The organism is Nocardioides sp. NPDC059952, assembly GCF_042730435.1.
GTDB lineage: Bacteria > Actinomycetota > Actinomycetes > Propionibacteriales > Nocardioidaceae > Nocardioides.
Map to the genome: position 1 here is coordinate 37,276 of NZ_JBHWLY010000021.1, position 15,099 is coordinate 52,374.

Consider the following 15,099-nt stretch of genomic DNA (forward strand, 5'->3'; position numbering starts at 1 on the left):
GATGCTCAAGAACGGGGCGGGTACGTCACCGCCTATTGTCCCACGCTCAGTACTGATGGAACCAAAGCGGCAGCTGAACCGACTCGCCCGGGCAGGTCACGTTGCGATCGCGGCCGTCCTCGAGCCACTGCACCATCACCGCTGCACCGCCCTGGAACATCCACTCGCCACCGCACCGCTCTAGGGCCGCGGCCCGCGATGCCTCGCCCGCCGGGCGCCACTCGGGAAGCTGCAGCTGCAGGTCGCCGACGATCGGCGTCCACAGGCCCTCGATCGAGTAGACCCCGACCCGCTTCCCGGCGTCCTGATAGCCGGCCAGGGCGCCCTTGACCACCGCCTGGTTGGCCTCGATGTCGTCGGACCACTCCCAGACCGCGACCGGCTCGACGTCGACCCAGACCGAGGGCGACTCCAGACCGGCGCGCTCCATCTCCTCGAGATTCCACACCGCCTGCTGATAGCCGACGTTGGTCAGTCGGCCGATCTTCGTGTCCGGGTCGCCCGGCCCTTCGCCGCCGTACTGACGGATCGTGGCGTCACGGGGATAGGAGGTGACCGCATAGGCCGAGGTCATCACCTTGTTCGTCTTCGCCCACTCGACCTGCGAGGCCAGGCACGGGTTGGGGGTGAACGCCGGCCCGTTGGTGAGGCCGATGACCACGTACTCCGCCGAGTCGAGCGGCATCGGCAGCCCCAGCGTCCGACGCTCCTTGATACCCATCCCCTCGGGACACTGCGGCCAGCTCATGTCACCACCCTCGACGATCCCGCGATCATCGGCGGGTGGGACGGATGGGATCTCGAGCGACTCCGGTGCACGTGGCGGCGGGCTCGGCGACGTCTCGGTCTCCGGACTCGCGAGCATCGACGGCGAGGCGGACCCCGCGTCGGCCGGAGGCTCGGTGGCGCAACCGAACAGCACCGGCGCCACCAGGAGCAGCAACGCAGCGGCGTACACGTTCTTTCTCGGCCACATCACCGCAGATACTGCCACCCGCATCCCAGCGGGTCACCTCGGACCGGATCTCCGCGGCGTACGTGTTCACCGACACGACCCGCGGAACTCACCGGTCGTTCCGCCGGGATCGGCAGGTTTGGGTCATGACCCCACTCAACCGCCGCTCCGTCCTCGGCCTCGGTGCCGCCGCCGGTGTCGGACTCGTCATCCCCACGACCGCAGCAACCGCCCACGCCGCCGTCCCCACCTCCGCCCCCGCGTTCGTCCGTGGCAACCGCCCGAGCCTGACCCACGGCGTCCAGTCGGGCGACGTCGGCGCCCGAGGCGGCGTCCTGTGGAGCCGCGCGGACAAGACCTCGCGCCTGGTCGCGGAGATCTCGGCCGACGAGTCCTTCCGCCGCGCCCGTCCGGTCAACGGTCCCGTCGTGACCGCCAGGAGCGACTTCACCGGGGAGCTGAAGGTCAACGGCCTCGAAGCGGGGCGCGACTACTTCTACCGGATCCGTGCCGTCGACGCCGACGACCCGCGCCGCGGCAGCGCCTGGGAGCTGGGCCGTCTCCGCACGGCGCCGAACAAGCGTCAGGACATCCGGTTCCTGTGGTCCGGCGACATCGCCGGCCAGGGCTGGGGCGCCAACCCCGACTTCGGTGGCTTCCGGATCGCGCCGGCGATGGCGGCGCGCGAGGCCGACTTCTTCCTGAGCTCGGGTGACAACGTCTACGCCGACGGCCCGCTCACCTCGACCGTGACGCTTCCCGACGGTCGGGTCTGGAACAACATCGTCACCGAGGAGAAGGGCAAGGTCGCCGAGACGCTGACCGAGTTCCGCGGGCAGTACGCCTACAACCTGCTCGCCGACAACTGGCGTGCCTTCCTCGCCCAGACGCCGATCGCGGCGCAGTGGGACGACCACGAGGTCACCAACAACTGGTACCCGGGCGAGATCCTCCCCGACGACGGCCGCTACACCGAGCGCCGCGTGGACGTCCTCGCGGCCCGCGCCAAGCAGGCCTTCCACGAGTACATCCCGGTCGGCGACGCCTCCCCCGACCCGGACGGCCGGATCTACCGCAAGCTCTCCTACGGCCCGCTGATGGACCTCTTCGTCCTCGACATGCGCACCCACAAGGACGCCAACACGACCAACGCCGAGACGAGCGCCGACGGCGGTGTCCTCGGCGAGCGCCAGACCCGCTGGCTGCTGCGCGAGCTGGCCGCCTCCCGCGCCACCTGGAAGGTCATCGCGGCCGACCTGCCGATCGGCCTGGTCGTCCCTGACGGCACCCTGCAGGAGGGCATCTCCCAGGGCGACGGCGGCGCCCCGCTCGGCCGCGAGCTCGACATCGCCAAGGTCTTGACCGGGCTCAAGCGCCTCGGCATCCGCAACCACGTCTGGCTGACCGCCGACGTCCACTACACGGCCGCGCACTCCTACTCCCCCGACCGGGCGGCCTACCAGGACTTCGACCCGTTCTGGGAGTTCGTCTCCGGACCGCTCAACGCCGGCGCCTTCGGCCCCAACAAGCTGGACCCCACCTTCGGTCCGGCCGCCGAGTTCGTGGCCGCTCCTCCGGCGGCCAACACCTCACCCGCCGACGGCTTCCAGTTCTTCGGCGAGGTCGAGATCGACGCACGTACGCAGCAGCTCACCGTTACCCTCCGGGACATCGACGGCGGCGCTCTTTTTACGAAGACGCTGGACCCGAGTTTCCGTTAGGGTCTGCGGGCTAGGGCGTGTCTCTACGAAGACACGCCCTAGCCGTCTCCCGTTCGGGCCCAGGAGGACCAGCAGACCATGAGTGAGATTCATGTCGTCCCCAAGGACATGAAGGCATCCATCGGCATCGCCACGGACGCCGAGAGTGCCGTACGCAAAGCCGATTCCGCCGGCCATCTGACCAAGGCAGGCGCTGCGGTCCCGGGGGCGGAGTCGGTCGGCTACATGTCCGATCTCGGCACCCGCTGGACCGATGAGACCAAGGCCGCGGCCGACAGCTCGCAGAAGCTCGCCGCGGAGATGCAGAAGGCGCTCAACGAGTTCGAGGCCGCCGACGCCGCGGCCGGCCAGAAGGGCGGAAAGGTCATGGGCCCCAACTGATGGCGATCACCTTCGGCCAGGTCAAGACCTGGAAGGCCGCACCGCTCGGTGACGCCGGCGACGGGCTCAAGGCCGACCTCCGCAACCTGGAGACCAGCCGCGACGAGCTCGAGGCCAACGGCGTGGCCAAGTCCTGGACCGGCGCCGCCGCCGACGCCGCCCGAGGCCACCGCGACAAGCTCGTCACAGACCTCAGCAACCACATCACCGGCAAACAGGGCATGCAGAAAGCCCTCTACTCCGCCGAGACCCAGGTCGAAGCCATCGAACGCATCGTCCAGGGCATCCTCGACCGCGCCAAGACCCAGGAGTTCGCCGTCGGCGACGACGGCTCGGTCACCAGCACCGCCACGCCGCCCACCTTCCACAACCGCTACGAGGCCGAGGAATGGGGCAACAGCCGCCAGACCATCGCCCAGGAGCTCGCCGACGACATCACCGACGCCCTCGCCAAGGCGGCCGGGGTCGACCAGATCCTCACCGACGGCATCCCGGCCGGCACTGACGCGGACCTCGACCAGACCCGCGATCAGCGCGGGATGGCTTCCCCCGAGACCGCCGAGCGGTGGGCCCAGCTCACCGATGCCGAGCGCAAGGCGATCATCGACCAGAAGATCGAGGAGCTCGCCAAGGAGTACGGCGTCGATGTCGAGGACATCGTCTGGGACGCGAAGGGCAGCACCAACGGCTACTGGAGCGAGGACGACCACACGGTGCACCTCAATCCGGGCAACGTCGACAATCCCGACATCCTGCACACCGTGGCTCACGAGATGCGCCATGCCCGGCAGTACGAGGCGATCGACGACAACAACGACTTCCAGTTCTGGTGGGAGGACGACCCCTTCGACATGCACGAAGAGGACGGCATCACCGAGGAGCAGGCCGAGTCGTGGGAGGAGAACTTCGACGACTACAAGAGCACCGACAACGGCGACACCTACGAGGAGTACTACAACCAGCCCGTCGAGGCCGATGCCCGCAAGTCCGGCCGCGAATATCTCGACAACCTGACGCCCGCTGAGCTCGACCGCCTCCTGAAGGAGTCGAAATGACGACGTACGCCGACCTGGTCACCGCCTACCTCGACGACCCCGGCCCCGAGACGCTGGCTCCGCTGCGCCGCGCGGTCCGCAACTCGGCCAACTTCACCATCGACCTCGACCTGGGTGCGATCGACAAGCTGCTCGCCGAGGGTGCCTACGCCGAGGCCGCGACCGCGCTGCGCGCCCTCATGCCCGGCGCGATCTTCAGCCCGTCGGCCCACCTGCGTCTGGCGACCGCGCTGGAGCGCTCCGGTGAGGAGCGCTCCGCCGCCCGCGAGCGCCAGGTGGCCAGCGCCGCCCTGCGGAGCATCCGGGCGACCGGTGACGGCACCGAGGAGCACCCCTGGACGGTGCTGCGGATCAACGACGAGTACGACCTGCTCCGCGCCCTCAACAAGGTGCCCGGACGACAGGACCTCCTCGAGGCCGACGGGCGGCGTATCGACCGCCACACCTGCACCGACGGGACCTTCGCTCACTTCGACGCGACCGCGCTCGTCTGATGACGATCACGTTCGGCCAGGTCAAGACCTGGAAGGCGGCACCTTTGGGTGATGCCGGCGACGGGCTCAAGGCTGACCTCCGCAACCTGGAGACCAGCCGCGACGAGCTCGAGGCCAACGGCGTGGCCAAGTCCTGGACCGGCGCCGCCGCGGACGCTGCTCGCGGCCACCGCGACAAGCTCGTCACAGACCTCGGCACCCACATCACCGCCAAGCAGGAGATGCAGAAGGCGCTCTACACCGCCGAGCCCGAGGTCGAGGCCATCGAGCGTCTCGTCCAGGGCGTCCTCGACCGCGCCAAGACCCAGGAGTTCACCGTCGGCGACGACGGCTCGGTCACCAGCACCGCCACCCCACCGACGTTCAAGAGCCGCTTCGAGGCGGAGGAGTGGGGCAACAGCCGCCAGACCATCGCCCAGGAGCTCGCCGACGAGATCGAGAAGGCCCTCGCCAAGGCGGTCGGCGTCGACGCCATCCTCGCGCGCGGCCTGCCGACCGGAATCGACGAGCAGGGCGACGAGTACGGCAACATCGACCCGGCCATCGCGGAGAAGTGGGAGACCCTCACCATCGAGGAGCGCAAGGCGGTGCTCGAGGAGATGGTCAAGAAGATCGCCGCGGAGAGCGGCGTCGACATGCCCACCATCGACTGGAGCGACCTGGGCAACGACACCTGGGACGACGGCAGCATCACCTACGGCTACTGGAGCGACGAAGAGCCCACGATGGCGCTCAACCCCAACGTGCTCGACGACCCCGGCCAGCTGATCAACACCGTGGCCCACGAGGTCCGGCACGGTCGCCAGCACGAGGCCATCGACGACAAGAACGACTGGCAGTTCTGGTGGGAGGACGACCCGTTCGACGAGCACAAGGCGGACGGGATCAGCGAGGAGCAGGCCGAGGAGTGGGAGGAGAACTTCGACGACTACAAGAGCACCGACAACGGCGCCACATTCGACGAGTACTACAACCAGCCCGTCGAGAAGGATGCCCGCAACGCCGGCCGCGACTACCTGAACAACCTCACCGAGGAGGAGTTCAACCGGATCCTGGAGGAGTCGCGATGACGACGTACGCCGATCTGGTCGCCGCCTACCTCGACGACCCCGGTCCCGAGACTCTCGGGCCGCTTCGCCGCGCGGTCCGCGGCTCGGCCGGTTTCACCCCCGACCTCGACCTCGACTCGGTGGACAGGCTGCTCGCCGAGGGGTCCTACGCCGCGGCCGCCGCCGAGCTGAAGCGGGTCATGCCGGGGGCGATCTTCAGCCCCTCGGCGCATCTGCGGATGGCCACCGCGCTGGCGGGATCCGGGGATGAGCGGGCCGCGGCGCGCGAGCGCCAGGTCGCCCGGGCCGCGCTGCGCAGCATCCGCTCCACCGGCGACGGCAGCGAGCAACATCCGTGGTCGGTGCTGCGTATCAACGACGAGTACGACATGCTCCGATCCCTCGACAAGGTCCGCGACCGCCAGGATCTCGTCGAGACCGGAGACCGTCGCCTCGACCGCCTCACCTGCACCGACGGCACCGTCGTCCACTTCGACGTCACCTCGTTCGCCTGATCCCCAGAAGGACCGATGAAACCCCGAACGTACGTCCTCAGCGTCCCGATCGTCGGCGTGCTCGCCGCTGCGCTCCTGGCCGGCTGCGCAAGCGACCCCGACCAGGACGGCTGCGACATCTCCTCGCTGGGAACGTCCGGCGGCTCGATCAGCCTGGCCGCCGCGGTCATGCCGTCGCGGGTCGACGCCGGCTCGCTGGCCGCCGACGGGACGTACGTCGTCGCCAGCTGCACCGACGGCACTTGTCGCTGGAACGCCGCCGGCGGTGCGTACGAGACGGTCTCCGAGACCGGCTACGGCGCCATCAGCCCGGACCTGACCCTGGCGGCGCGGAAGGTCGGCTGCTCGGACATCGCGCTGGTCGAGGTCGACAGCGACGAGGAGGTCCAGCGGCTCGAGGGCCTGCCGAACCCGAAGGTCACCGACGCGAGCCCGGTCGGCGAGATCGCGTTCAGCCCCGACGGCCGGCTCGTGGCCGGCGCCGGGCTCGAGGGTGACCTGATCATCTGGTCGGTCGAGGACGGCGACGAGGTGGCGAGCACGGATCTTGGCAACGGGATCGGGTCGATCTCGTTCAGCCCCGACGGTGACCTGGTGGCGGTTGCCTCCGGCGACAGCGTCTCGATCCTCGAGGCCGACTCGGGCGACGAGGTCGGCACCGTCGCCGCCGCGAACGGGGCCGACCCGGTCTGGAGCCCCGACGGGCGCTGGATCGCCGGTGCCACCACCGAGGGCTACCCGACACTGTGGGACGCCGAGACGTTCGATGCTGCCGAGTCGCTTCCCGGCATCGATGCCAGCGCGCTCACCTTCTCGCCGGACGGGCGCTCCCTGGCTACCGCCGACGCCTCCGGCCAGGCGCCGTTGACCCTGTGGACGCCCACGGCACTGGGTGGTTCGGCGGGTTCTCGCGCGATCACGCCGGCGGCGGTGGCGGGATCGAAGCTGATCTTCAGCTCCGACGGCAAGACCCTCTACACCGCCTCGGCCGAGGACGGCGTGGCCGCCTGGGATGTCGCCACCGGCAAGGCCGCCGGGCAGTTCGACCAACCGCCGATGCCTCAGTAGCGCATCCGGGGCGGCGTACACAAGGATGTCCGTCGTGACCGCGATCCCGACGAACATCCCGCACGGGCAGACCGCCCGCCGCCTGGAGTGGCCCCACCTGCCCCCGTTCCTGCGGTCCGCGATCGAGAAGCGGCTCGGAGGCGGGCCGGTGGTCTCGGCGGAGTCGTGGGGGGCCGGGTTCACGCCTGGGTTCGCCTCGGTGCTGACCTGCCAGGACGGCTCCCAGCACTTCGTGAAGGCGGCCTCCGCCAAGGCCCAGCGCGACTCCGCGGCGCTTTATCGCGAGGAGGCGGCGAAGCTGAAGAAGCTCGCCGGCTGGGTCCCCGCCCCGAAGCTGAAGTGGTTCGACGACGGTGAGTGGGTGGTCCTCGCCTTCGAGCACGTCGAGGCGCGGCTGCCCTCGCGGCCGTGGACCGCACCGGATCTCGAGCTCGTCTCGCAGGCGCTGGTCGAGACCGCCGCCGCGCTCACCCCCGCCCCGGGCATCGGCTGGCCCACCTTCGCCGAGGAGCACGCCGCCTATCCGGGACTGTGGGACCGGGTCGCCGGCTACCCGCATGCCGAGCGGGCGGCCTCCCTGGCAGCGGGGTTCGCGGAGCACACCGCCGGCGAGACGCTGGTCCACCTGGACGTACGCGACGACACCGTCCTCATCCGCCCCGACGGTGGCGTCCTGCTGGTCGAGTGGACCTGGCCGGTCCTCGGCGCCGACTGGATCGACTCGCTCCTGCTGCTCGTCGGGCCGCGCGGCGACGGCCTCGACACCGAGTCGTTCCTGGCCACCCATCCGCTGCTGTCACGGGCCGCACCGGAGGCCATCGACTCGGTGCTGGCTCTCTTCGCCGGCTACTTCCTGGCCGCCGCCGACCAGCCGGTCAAGACGACCTCGCCCCACCTCCGCAGGATGCAGCGGTGGCAGGGCGAGGTGTGTCTGGACTGGCTGGTGGAGCGCCAGGGCTGGGATCAGGATCCCGCGTAGAACGCGTCGATCCGCGCCTGCTCCTTGGCCTCGACGACGTTGCGCTTCACCTTCAGCGACGGGGTCAGCTCACCGCTCTCGACGGTCAGGTCGTGCTCGAGGATCTCCCACTTCTTGATGGTCTCCCAGCGGTTGAGGCTCGCGTTGAGCTCGTCGACGTAGCCGCCGATCAGCTCGCGCACCTGCGGCGAGGTGACGATCTCCTCGTAGGACTTCCCCTCCAGCCCGTTGGCCGCGCCCCAGGCGCCGATCGCCTCGGGGTCGAGCGCGATCAGCGCGCTGACGAAGTTGCGGTTGGCACCGAAGACGAGGAACTGGCTGGTGTAGGGGCACAGCGCGGCGAACTTCGACTCGATCGCCGGCGGCGCGACGTACTTGCCGCCCGAGGTCTTGAAGAGCTCCTTGATCCGGCCGGTGATGGTGATGTAACCCTCATCGTCGATCGAGGCCTTGTCACCGGTGTGGTACCAGCCCTCGGCGTCGAGCGCCTTGGCCGTCTCCTCGGGCAGGTTGTGGTAGCCCGGCATCACGTGCGGGCCGCGGATGAGCAGCTCGTCGTTCTCGCCGATCTTCACCTCGCTGCCAGGGAACGCCTTGCCGACGGTGCCGAGCTTGTTCTCCGTCAGGGTGCCGACGGACGCGCCCGCGGCGTTCTCCGTCGAGCCGTAACCCTCCATGATCAGGATCCCGGCGGCGCGGAACCACTCGGCGATGTCGCGGTTGAGCGGAGCGGAGCCGGAGATGAAGAAACGTACGCGCCCACCGAAGCGGTCACGGACCTTGCTGAGCACGAGCTTGTCGAGCACCGCGTGCTTGAGGGCGATGGCGGTCGGCACGGACTTGCCCTCGCGCTGCAGCCGGTCGCGGGCGATGCCGTTGGCGAAGGCGGCGTCGAAGAGCTTCTTCTTCACGCCACCGTCGTTCTCGACCATCATCGTGATCTTGGCGTGAACCTTCTCGAAGATGCGCGGGGCCGCACCCATGAAGGTCGGCTTCACGATCGCCAGGTTGTCGACGATCTTGTCCATCCGGCCGTCGATCGCGGTCGGGAAGCCGCAGGCGATCTGGATCGAGAGCAGCACCTTGCCGAACACGTGGGACATCGGCAGCCACAGGAACTGCAGGTCGTCGGGGCCGAGCACGTCGCCCTGGACCCGGACGGCCTCGCCCTCGTAGACCCACGCACGGTGGAGCAGGCGCACGCCCTTCGGCCGGCCGGTGGTGCCCGAGGTGTAGACCAGCGTTGCCAGGTGGTCCGGGGTGATCGTGGCGGCGGTCTCCTCGATCACGTCCGGGTGGTCGGCGAGGTACTTGTCGCCGATCGCGGCCAGGTCGTCCAGGCCGATGACCCGCTCACCGTCGGTGGCGCCGTCGAAGGTGATGACCTTGACGACCTCGGGCAGGTCGGCGGCCTTCTCGGCGATCTTGGCGAGCTGGCCGTCGTCCTCGGCGAAGACGAAGCGGCACCCGGCGTCGCCGAGGATGTAGGCGGTGTCCTCGACGTTGGTCGTCGGGTAGACCGTCGTGGTCGCGCCGCCGGCGAGCATCACTGCGAGGTCGGCGATGATCCACTCGTAGCGGGTGGTCGAGGCGATGCCGACCCGCTGCTCGTGCTCGAGGCCGAGAGAGATCAGGCCCGCGGCGAGGCGGCTGGCCAGGTCGCTGGCCTCCTTCCAGGTCAGCGACTTCCACTCCTCTCCGCCGGCCTCGGTCGTCGAGCCGACCACGGGATAGCGGAACGCCTCCGCATTCGGGGTCGCCTTGACCCGGTTGAGGAAGTGAAGGGCGAAGTTCGCCGGCATCTCGTCGAGGAATGCGAGATCGATCGCGGACTGGGTCGGCATGATTCTCCTGGCCTGCAGTGTGTGCGTGGGGGTGAACGGTGGGCGGTTAGCACGAGAGGGACCGCGCGGGGGACCCTAGACGCTGGAGCCGAGCCGCAACAGGGGGTTCCGCCGGAAATCTCGTGACCGAGATCACCACAGCCTACCCCGGAGTAGCTAGGTGACGTACGGCGATTTGAGGCCAAACCACGCGAGTCTGTAATCTTGACCGCAAGCGTGTTCGCGTAGGCCTCTCCCCTCTCATTTCCCCGAGGGGCCGGATTGAGAGCTCGCACCACCACACGTCGAAGCACTGGAGATCATTCACCCATGGCGAACATCAAGTCGCAGATCAAGCGCAACAAGCAGAACGAGAAGGCGCACGAGCGCAACAAGGCCGTCAAGAGCGAGCTCAAGACCGTCATCCGCAAGTTCCACGCCGCCGCTGAGGCCGGCGAGAAGGACGCTGCGGTCGAGACCGCCAAGGTCGCCACCAAGAAGCTCGACAAGGCCGTCTCCAAGGGCGTCATCCACAAGAACCAGGCCGCCAACCGCAAGTCGGCGATCGCCAAGAAGGCTTCCTCCCTCTGAGGTAAGCCCCACCGAAGCCCCCGTCCTCCGCGACGGGGGCTTTGTTCATTTGCCGAGAAGTCGCCCCCGTCGGCCGAGTTGCACGTGCGTCGGCCGAGTGGGCACCGTGCTGCCATCTCGGCCGACCGTGCTGCCATCTCGGCCGACAGGGGTGACGCCTCGGCCGACGGGGGTGGCGCCTCGGCAGGGTCAGCGTTGGCGGAGGGCGGCGATGGTGAGGACGAGACGCTCGAGCGTGTACGCCGGGTCGCTGGCGGCGCCCTTGAGGTCGGCGTCGGCTCGGGCTACCGAGCGGAGGGCCTCGCCGATGCCCTCGCGGGACCAGCCGCGGGCCAGGCCTGCGACGGACTTCTGCTTCCAGGGCGGGGTGCTGCTGTCTCGGATGCCGGCGACGTGGTTGGCGACGGTGCGCAGCTGACCGGCCACGGCGGAGAGGACGTAGACCGGGGAGGAACCGGTGTCGAGGGCCCAGCGGATCTCCTCGAGAGCCTTGACCCTGTCTCCGGAGATGATCGCGTCGGCGATCACGTAGTTCTTCACCTCGGCCCGGCCGCCGAAGTACTGCTTGACGTGCTCCAGGCCGAGTCGCTTGGCCTCGTTGTCGTTGGCGAGCTGGCTCGCCGCGGCGGACAGGGCACGGAGATCCTGGCCGACCGCCTGGATCAGGAACTCGGCGCCCTCCTCGTCGAGGGTCGCGCCGTGCAGCCGCAGCTCGGCCTTCACGAAGCTGCCGAACTCACGCGCCTTCAGCTCGACGGACTTGTGCTCGGTCACCTTCGGGAGCTTGCGGAGCTTGGCGAGGGTGCCGCTGCCCTTCTGCCCACCACCGTGGACGAGGACGAGCGCGACGTCCTCCGAGGGCATCCCGGCATAGTCCACCAGGCCCGCGACCGACTCGTCGGGCAGGTTCTCCAGGTTGCGGACCACCACGCAGCGGATGCTCGAGAAGAGCGAAGGTGCGCTCAGCTCGCCGAGCGTCGCCAGCGTCAAGTCGGCGGCGGTCGCCTCGGAGACCTCCGCCTCGGCGTCATAGGCCTTGACCGCGGCCTTCGCCGACGCGACCGTACGCTCCCCCAGGAACTCCTCCTTGCCGGTCACCAGCGTCACCCGACCCAGGACGTCGGAGGCAGACAGGTTGCCCGTGGGGCTCGGTGCGGAGGCGGTGCGTGCCATGCTCAAACCCTCCCACACAGCACCGACACTTACTGCGTCACCACGGCCACCTCACCTCCCGACTCGAGGACCGCGACCGAGCCGTCACGGTCGGTGCGGTAGACCTCGGTGCCGCTCTCCTCGAGCCCCTGGACCGTGGCCGTGGCGGGATGGCCGTAGTCGTTGCCGGCACCGACCGATGTGAGCGCGACCTGAGCCCGCAGCGTACGCAGCCAGTCGAGGTCCTGGTAGCGAGAGCCGTGGTGGGGCACCTTGAGCACGTCGATGTCGAGCTCGGTCAGATCGTCGGCGAGCTGGTCCTGTCCCTCCGGCTCGATGTCGCCGGTCAGCAGCAGACGCAGGCCGCGGGACTCGACGAGGAGGACCACGCTCGCGTCGTTGGCGGTGGAGCCGTCCCCGGGGCCGCGGGTGTCGGACTCGCCTGTCGGCCAGAGCACCTGGATCCGCACCTCGCCGATGGTGGCCGTGGCCGCGTAGGGAGCCGGAACCGGCACCACCCCGGCCGCACCGGCGGCCTCCCCGAGAACCCGCACGCCCTCGGGCGGGTCCTGGAGCCGCGAGGTCCACAGCTCACCGACCTGCCGCCCGGCGAAGACGCCCTCGACGCCGTTGACGTGGTCGGCGTGGAAGTGGGTGATCACGGCGAGCGGAACCTCCTCGATCTCGAGGTGGTCGAGGCAGTCGTCGACGAGGTCCGGATCGGGCCCGGCGTCCACGACGACGGCGCTGCCCGACCCGGTGCGCACCACCAGGGCGTCTCCTTGTCCCACGTCGCACATCACGAGCACCCACCCCGGCGGCGGCCAACCCGGGCTCGGCAGTCGCACCAGCGCGACCGCGAGCAGCACCAGACATCCGGCCACGCCGGTGACCGGATGGCGCAGGATCCGAGGCGCCAGGAAGGCGATCGCGGCGCAGACGACCACCAGCGCCGCCAGGGCCGGCGGGCCGGTCGCCCAGCCGACCTCCGCGGTCGGCAGCCCGGCACCGAAGCGAGCCACCGCGATGATCCAGGCGACGCACCAGGTCGCGATCGTGCCGGCGACCATGCCGAGCGGATCCCAGACCAGCCCGAGCAGGCCTCCGAGGAGCCCGAGCACCGTCGCGGGTGCGACAGCGGGCTCGACGAGCAGGTTGGCGAGCACCGCGACGAGGCTGACCTGGCCGGAGATGGCGGCGACCACCGGAGTGCATGCCAGCTGCGCCGCCGCAGGGACCGCGATCGCCTCCGCACACCACTGCGGCATCCAACGCCTCAGGGCGTCGCGCCACGGTGGCCCGAAGAGCAGGATGCCGGCCGTGGCCAGGACCGAGAGGGTGAACCCGATCGAGATCGCCAGCCCCGGGTCGATCAGCAGCAGCCCGATCACCGCCGCACCGAGCCCGCGCAACGCTCGCTGGCGTCCGTTGTGCGTCATCGCGAGAAGCCCGACCGCACCCATCGCGGCGGCCCGCACCACGCTCGGCTCGGTGCGGGCGAGCACGATGAACCCGAGGATGCCGAGCACGCCGACGGCGTACAGCCCTCTCCCCCGCACCCCGGCCCAGCGGGCCACGATGAGCAGAAACCCCACGACCAGGGTCAGGTTGGTGCCCGAGACCGCGAGCAGGTGGGTGAGTCCGGTCGTGCGGAAGTCGTCCGCCAGATCGTCGGAGAGGCCGGTGTCGTCGCCGTCGACCAGCGCCGGGACCAGCGCTGCCTGGTCGGGTGGCCGGTGTGCCACTGCGTCCCGGATCGAGCCACGCAGCGTCTCGGAGGCTCGCCACCAGATCCCCGGACCGGAGACGACCCGCGGCTCGCCGGCGATCAGCAGAGCCGACTCCTCGTGCGAGTCACTCCTCGCCAGGCGTCCATTCGTCGACACCGTCGCTCCCAGCGGGATGTCCGCCCAGGCGTCGTCGCCGAGCACGACCACCGGCGTACGCAGCCGGTAGACCACTCCACGGCCCCTGATCTCCCGCACGCTGGCGCGCCGGAGCTGGTACGTCGCGTGCTGACCGCGCACCTCCTTCGGGTCGGTCGTGACCGTGGCGATCACCCGCACCTGCGCCTTGCGCTCGGCCAGGTCCGCCACCGGGTTGTCGCTGACACGGGCGGCGTGCAGGCCCGCGACGACCGCGGTTCCGGCGATCATCAGCACCAGCCCCAACGCCGTCGGGCGGCGCTTCCGAACGGCCCATCCACCGCCGATGCCGACGACGACAACGAGGACCACCAGCAGAGTCACGCCCCACCGTCCGCCGGTCACCACGACCGGTCCGGCCAATGCCCCCGCCCACGCACCGGCCCCGAGAAACGGCAGTCGCAGGTCCTTCACAACGTCACCAGAGGTGCCAACGACTCGTAGGTCTTCGGCCCGATCCCGTCGACCTCGAGCAGCTCGTCGACGGAGGTGAACGCGCCGTTGGTGGTGCGCCAGTCGATGATCGCCTGCGCCGTCACCGGCCCCACCCCGGGCAACGTCTCCAGCTCCTCCATGGAGGCGGTGTTGAGACTCACCCCCGCCCCGGGCGCACCGGCCGCCGGGGCACCTGAGCCCGGCGGCCCGCCTGCCGGCCCGTTCGGCGCTCCCACCACGATCTGCTGACCGTCGCTGAGCAGGGCAGCGAGGTTGAGCCCGGCGAGCTGCTTGTGGGAAGCCCCGCCGGCAGCCTCGACGGCATCCACCACCCGCGAGCCCACCGGCAGCACGACGATGCCGGGCTTGGGCACCTTGCCCTCCACGTCGACCGTCACCGTCCCCGCCGATGCTCCGCCCGACGGCACCGCGGCCACGCTCCCGGGCGCGGCCGAGCCGGTCGGCAGCGCGACCAGCGGGGAGGCCGAGGGCGAGGCGCGGGCGGCCGGCACCACCTCCGGGTCGGCGCGGATCATCCACCAGCAGGCCAGCGCCAGACCGACGACCAGCACCAGCGCGACGACGACGAGATGCCAGGGACCGAGGCTCACCCGCCCGCGCAGCGGCTCCGGCAGCACCGCGTCGGGCGAGATCACGACCTGACGCCGAGACGCGTGGCGCCCCGGGACCGGCACCAACGGATCCAGCTCCGCGGTGTCGGTCGCTCTCGGCCCGTCCCACCAGGGCGGCTGCCAGTCCTCCTCGCCCTCGTCCTCCTCTCCCGGTGGGTCGATCTCGGCGCGCAGCTGCTCCAGCCGCCGGGCGACGGCATCGGCGTGATCAGAGGTCGGTCGGGTCCGCATGACGCCGAAGCTATGCGCCCGCGCCGACACTTCCGAGCGCGTTCTCAGCGCCTGTGGACAACCCGATCCTCAACGGCCCCTGTGGACGGTAAC

The 15,099-nt window shown here is 70.0% G+C and carries 14 protein-coding genes; 9 read left to right on the forward strand and 5 right to left on the reverse strand.

The window, feature by feature from the left end:
* Positions 1 to 46 precede the first annotated feature (46 nt).
* Complete coding sequence (locus tag ACFV9G_RS12105) at positions 47 to 976, reverse strand: hypothetical protein (RefSeq protein ID WP_378727722.1); 930 nt, start codon at positions 974 to 976, stop codon at positions 47 to 49.
* Positions 977 to 1,101: 125 nt separating this feature from the next.
* Between ACFV9G_RS12105 and ACFV9G_RS12110 the strand changes: the two genes are divergently transcribed.
* The 8 genes from ACFV9G_RS12110 to ACFV9G_RS12145 all read left to right on the forward strand — a co-directional run bounded on the left by ACFV9G_RS12110 (position 1,102) and on the right by ACFV9G_RS12145 (position 8,217).
* Positions 1,102 to 2,676 (forward strand): alkaline phosphatase D family protein, encoded by a 1,575-nt coding sequence (locus ACFV9G_RS12110; protein ID WP_378727723.1) that lies wholly within the window; start codon positions 1,102 to 1,104, stop codon positions 2,674 to 2,676.
* A 78-nt stretch (positions 2,677 to 2,754) separates the two neighbouring features.
* A complete protein-coding gene (locus ACFV9G_RS12115; RefSeq protein WP_378727724.1) occupies positions 2,755 to 3,057 on the forward strand; it encodes a hypothetical protein in 303 nt (100 codons plus the stop codon).
* Positions 3,057 to 4,112 carry a hypothetical protein gene (locus ACFV9G_RS12120; protein ID WP_378727725.1) on the forward strand — a complete coding sequence of 352 codons (1,056 nt, stop codon included), beginning with the start codon at positions 3,057 to 3,059 and terminating at the stop codon, positions 4,110 to 4,112. The genes ACFV9G_RS12115 and ACFV9G_RS12120 overlap by 1 nt, the downstream gene beginning before the upstream one ends.
* On the forward strand, positions 4,109 to 4,606 hold the full coding sequence (locus tag ACFV9G_RS12125) for a DUF4919 domain-containing protein (RefSeq protein ID WP_378727726.1): 498 nt from the start codon (positions 4,109 to 4,111) through the stop codon (positions 4,604 to 4,606). Before ACFV9G_RS12120 ends, ACFV9G_RS12125 begins: the two co-directional genes overlap by 4 nt.
* Entirely contained in the window at positions 4,606 to 5,676 is a 1,071-nt protein-coding gene (locus ACFV9G_RS12130; RefSeq protein ID WP_378727727.1) for a hypothetical protein, read from the forward strand. The genes ACFV9G_RS12125 and ACFV9G_RS12130 overlap by 1 nt, the downstream gene beginning before the upstream one ends.
* On the forward strand, positions 5,673 to 6,170 hold the full coding sequence (locus ACFV9G_RS12135) for a DUF4919 domain-containing protein (protein WP_378727728.1): 498 nt from the start codon (positions 5,673 to 5,675) through the stop codon (positions 6,168 to 6,170). The genes ACFV9G_RS12130 and ACFV9G_RS12135 overlap by 4 nt, the downstream gene beginning before the upstream one ends.
* Before the next feature lie 15 nt (positions 6,171 to 6,185).
* Positions 6,186 to 7,238, forward strand: coding sequence for a WD40 repeat domain-containing protein (locus ACFV9G_RS12140; protein ID WP_378727729.1), 1,053 nt, complete (start codon positions 6,186 to 6,188; stop codon positions 7,236 to 7,238).
* A 25-nt stretch (positions 7,239 to 7,263) separates the two neighbouring features.
* Positions 7,264 to 8,217 carry a hypothetical protein gene (locus tag ACFV9G_RS12145; protein WP_378727730.1) on the forward strand — a complete coding sequence of 318 codons (954 nt, stop codon included), beginning with the start codon at positions 7,264 to 7,266 and terminating at the stop codon, positions 8,215 to 8,217.
* Here the strand turns inward: ACFV9G_RS12145 and ACFV9G_RS12150 are convergent.
* Positions 8,202 to 10,061 carry an AMP-dependent synthetase/ligase gene (locus ACFV9G_RS12150; RefSeq protein ID WP_378727731.1) on the reverse strand — a complete coding sequence of 620 codons (1,860 nt, stop codon included), beginning with the start codon at positions 10,059 to 10,061 and terminating at the stop codon, positions 8,202 to 8,204. The two genes, ACFV9G_RS12145 and ACFV9G_RS12150, sit on opposite strands and share 16 nt — an antisense overlap.
* A 309-nt stretch (positions 10,062 to 10,370) precedes the next feature.
* Between ACFV9G_RS12150 and rpsT the strand changes: the two genes are divergently transcribed.
* On the forward strand, positions 10,371 to 10,631 hold the full coding sequence (rpsT, locus tag ACFV9G_RS12155; protein WP_091048431.1) for a 30S ribosomal protein S20: 261 nt from the start codon (positions 10,371 to 10,373) through the stop codon (positions 10,629 to 10,631).
* A 189-nt stretch (positions 10,632 to 10,820) separates the two neighbouring features.
* Here rpsT and holA read toward each other — a convergent pair whose 3' ends face one another.
* From holA to ACFV9G_RS12170, 3 genes are read right to left on the reverse strand one after another with little or no spacing between them, the layout of a single operon-like run.
* Entirely contained in the window at positions 10,821 to 11,804 is a 984-nt protein-coding gene (holA, locus tag ACFV9G_RS12160) for a DNA polymerase III subunit delta (RefSeq protein WP_378727732.1), read from the reverse strand.
* A gap of 29 nt (positions 11,805 to 11,833) precedes the next feature.
* Entirely contained in the window at positions 11,834 to 14,122 is a 2,289-nt protein-coding gene (locus tag ACFV9G_RS12165) for a ComEC/Rec2 family competence protein (protein WP_378727733.1), read from the reverse strand.
* The gene (locus ACFV9G_RS12170; RefSeq protein WP_378727734.1) at positions 14,119 to 15,006 is read right to left on the reverse strand and encodes a helix-hairpin-helix domain-containing protein; all 888 of its coding nucleotides are present in this window, start codon (positions 15,004 to 15,006) and stop codon (positions 14,119 to 14,121) included. The genes ACFV9G_RS12165 and ACFV9G_RS12170 overlap by 4 nt, the downstream gene beginning before the upstream one ends.
* Positions 15,007 to 15,099 lie beyond the last annotated feature (93 nt).

What these genes read in the sequence shown, in the direction of transcription:
- ACFV9G_RS12135 (WP_378727728.1), top strand. Translation starts at nt 5,673, where the DNA reads ATGACGACGTACGCCGATCTGGTCGCCGCCTACCTCGACGACCCCGGT.
- ACFV9G_RS12105 (WP_378727722.1), bottom strand. Translation starts at nt 976, where the DNA reads ATGTGGCCGAGAAAGAACGTGTACGCCGCTGCGTTGCTGCTCCTGGTG.
- ACFV9G_RS12115 (WP_378727724.1), top strand. Translation starts at nt 2,755, where the DNA reads ATGAGTGAGATTCATGTCGTCCCCAAGGACATGAAGGCATCCATCGGC.
- ACFV9G_RS12130 (WP_378727727.1), top strand. Translation starts at nt 4,606, where the DNA reads ATGACGATCACGTTCGGCCAGGTCAAGACCTGGAAGGCGGCACCTTTG.
- holA (WP_378727732.1), bottom strand. Translation starts at nt 11,804, where the DNA reads ATGGCACGCACCGCCTCCGCACCGAGCCCCACGGGCAACCTGTCTGCC.
- ACFV9G_RS12125 (WP_378727726.1), top strand. Translation starts at nt 4,109, where the DNA reads ATGACGACGTACGCCGACCTGGTCACCGCCTACCTCGACGACCCCGGC.
- ACFV9G_RS12170 (WP_378727734.1), bottom strand. Translation starts at nt 15,006, where the DNA reads ATGCGGACCCGACCGACCTCTGATCACGCCGATGCCGTCGCCCGGCGG.
- ACFV9G_RS12140 (WP_378727729.1), top strand. Translation starts at nt 6,186, where the DNA reads ATGAAACCCCGAACGTACGTCCTCAGCGTCCCGATCGTCGGCGTGCTC.
- ACFV9G_RS12150 (WP_378727731.1), bottom strand. Translation starts at nt 10,061, where the DNA reads ATGCCGACCCAGTCCGCGATCGATCTCGCATTCCTCGACGAGATGCCG.
- ACFV9G_RS12120 (WP_378727725.1), top strand. Translation starts at nt 3,057, where the DNA reads ATGGCGATCACCTTCGGCCAGGTCAAGACCTGGAAGGCCGCACCGCTC.
- ACFV9G_RS12145 (WP_378727730.1), top strand. Translation starts at nt 7,264, where the DNA reads ATGTCCGTCGTGACCGCGATCCCGACGAACATCCCGCACGGGCAGACC.
- rpsT (WP_091048431.1), top strand. Translation starts at nt 10,371, where the DNA reads ATGGCGAACATCAAGTCGCAGATCAAGCGCAACAAGCAGAACGAGAAG.
- ACFV9G_RS12110 (WP_378727723.1), top strand. Translation starts at nt 1,102, where the DNA reads ATGACCCCACTCAACCGCCGCTCCGTCCTCGGCCTCGGTGCCGCCGCC.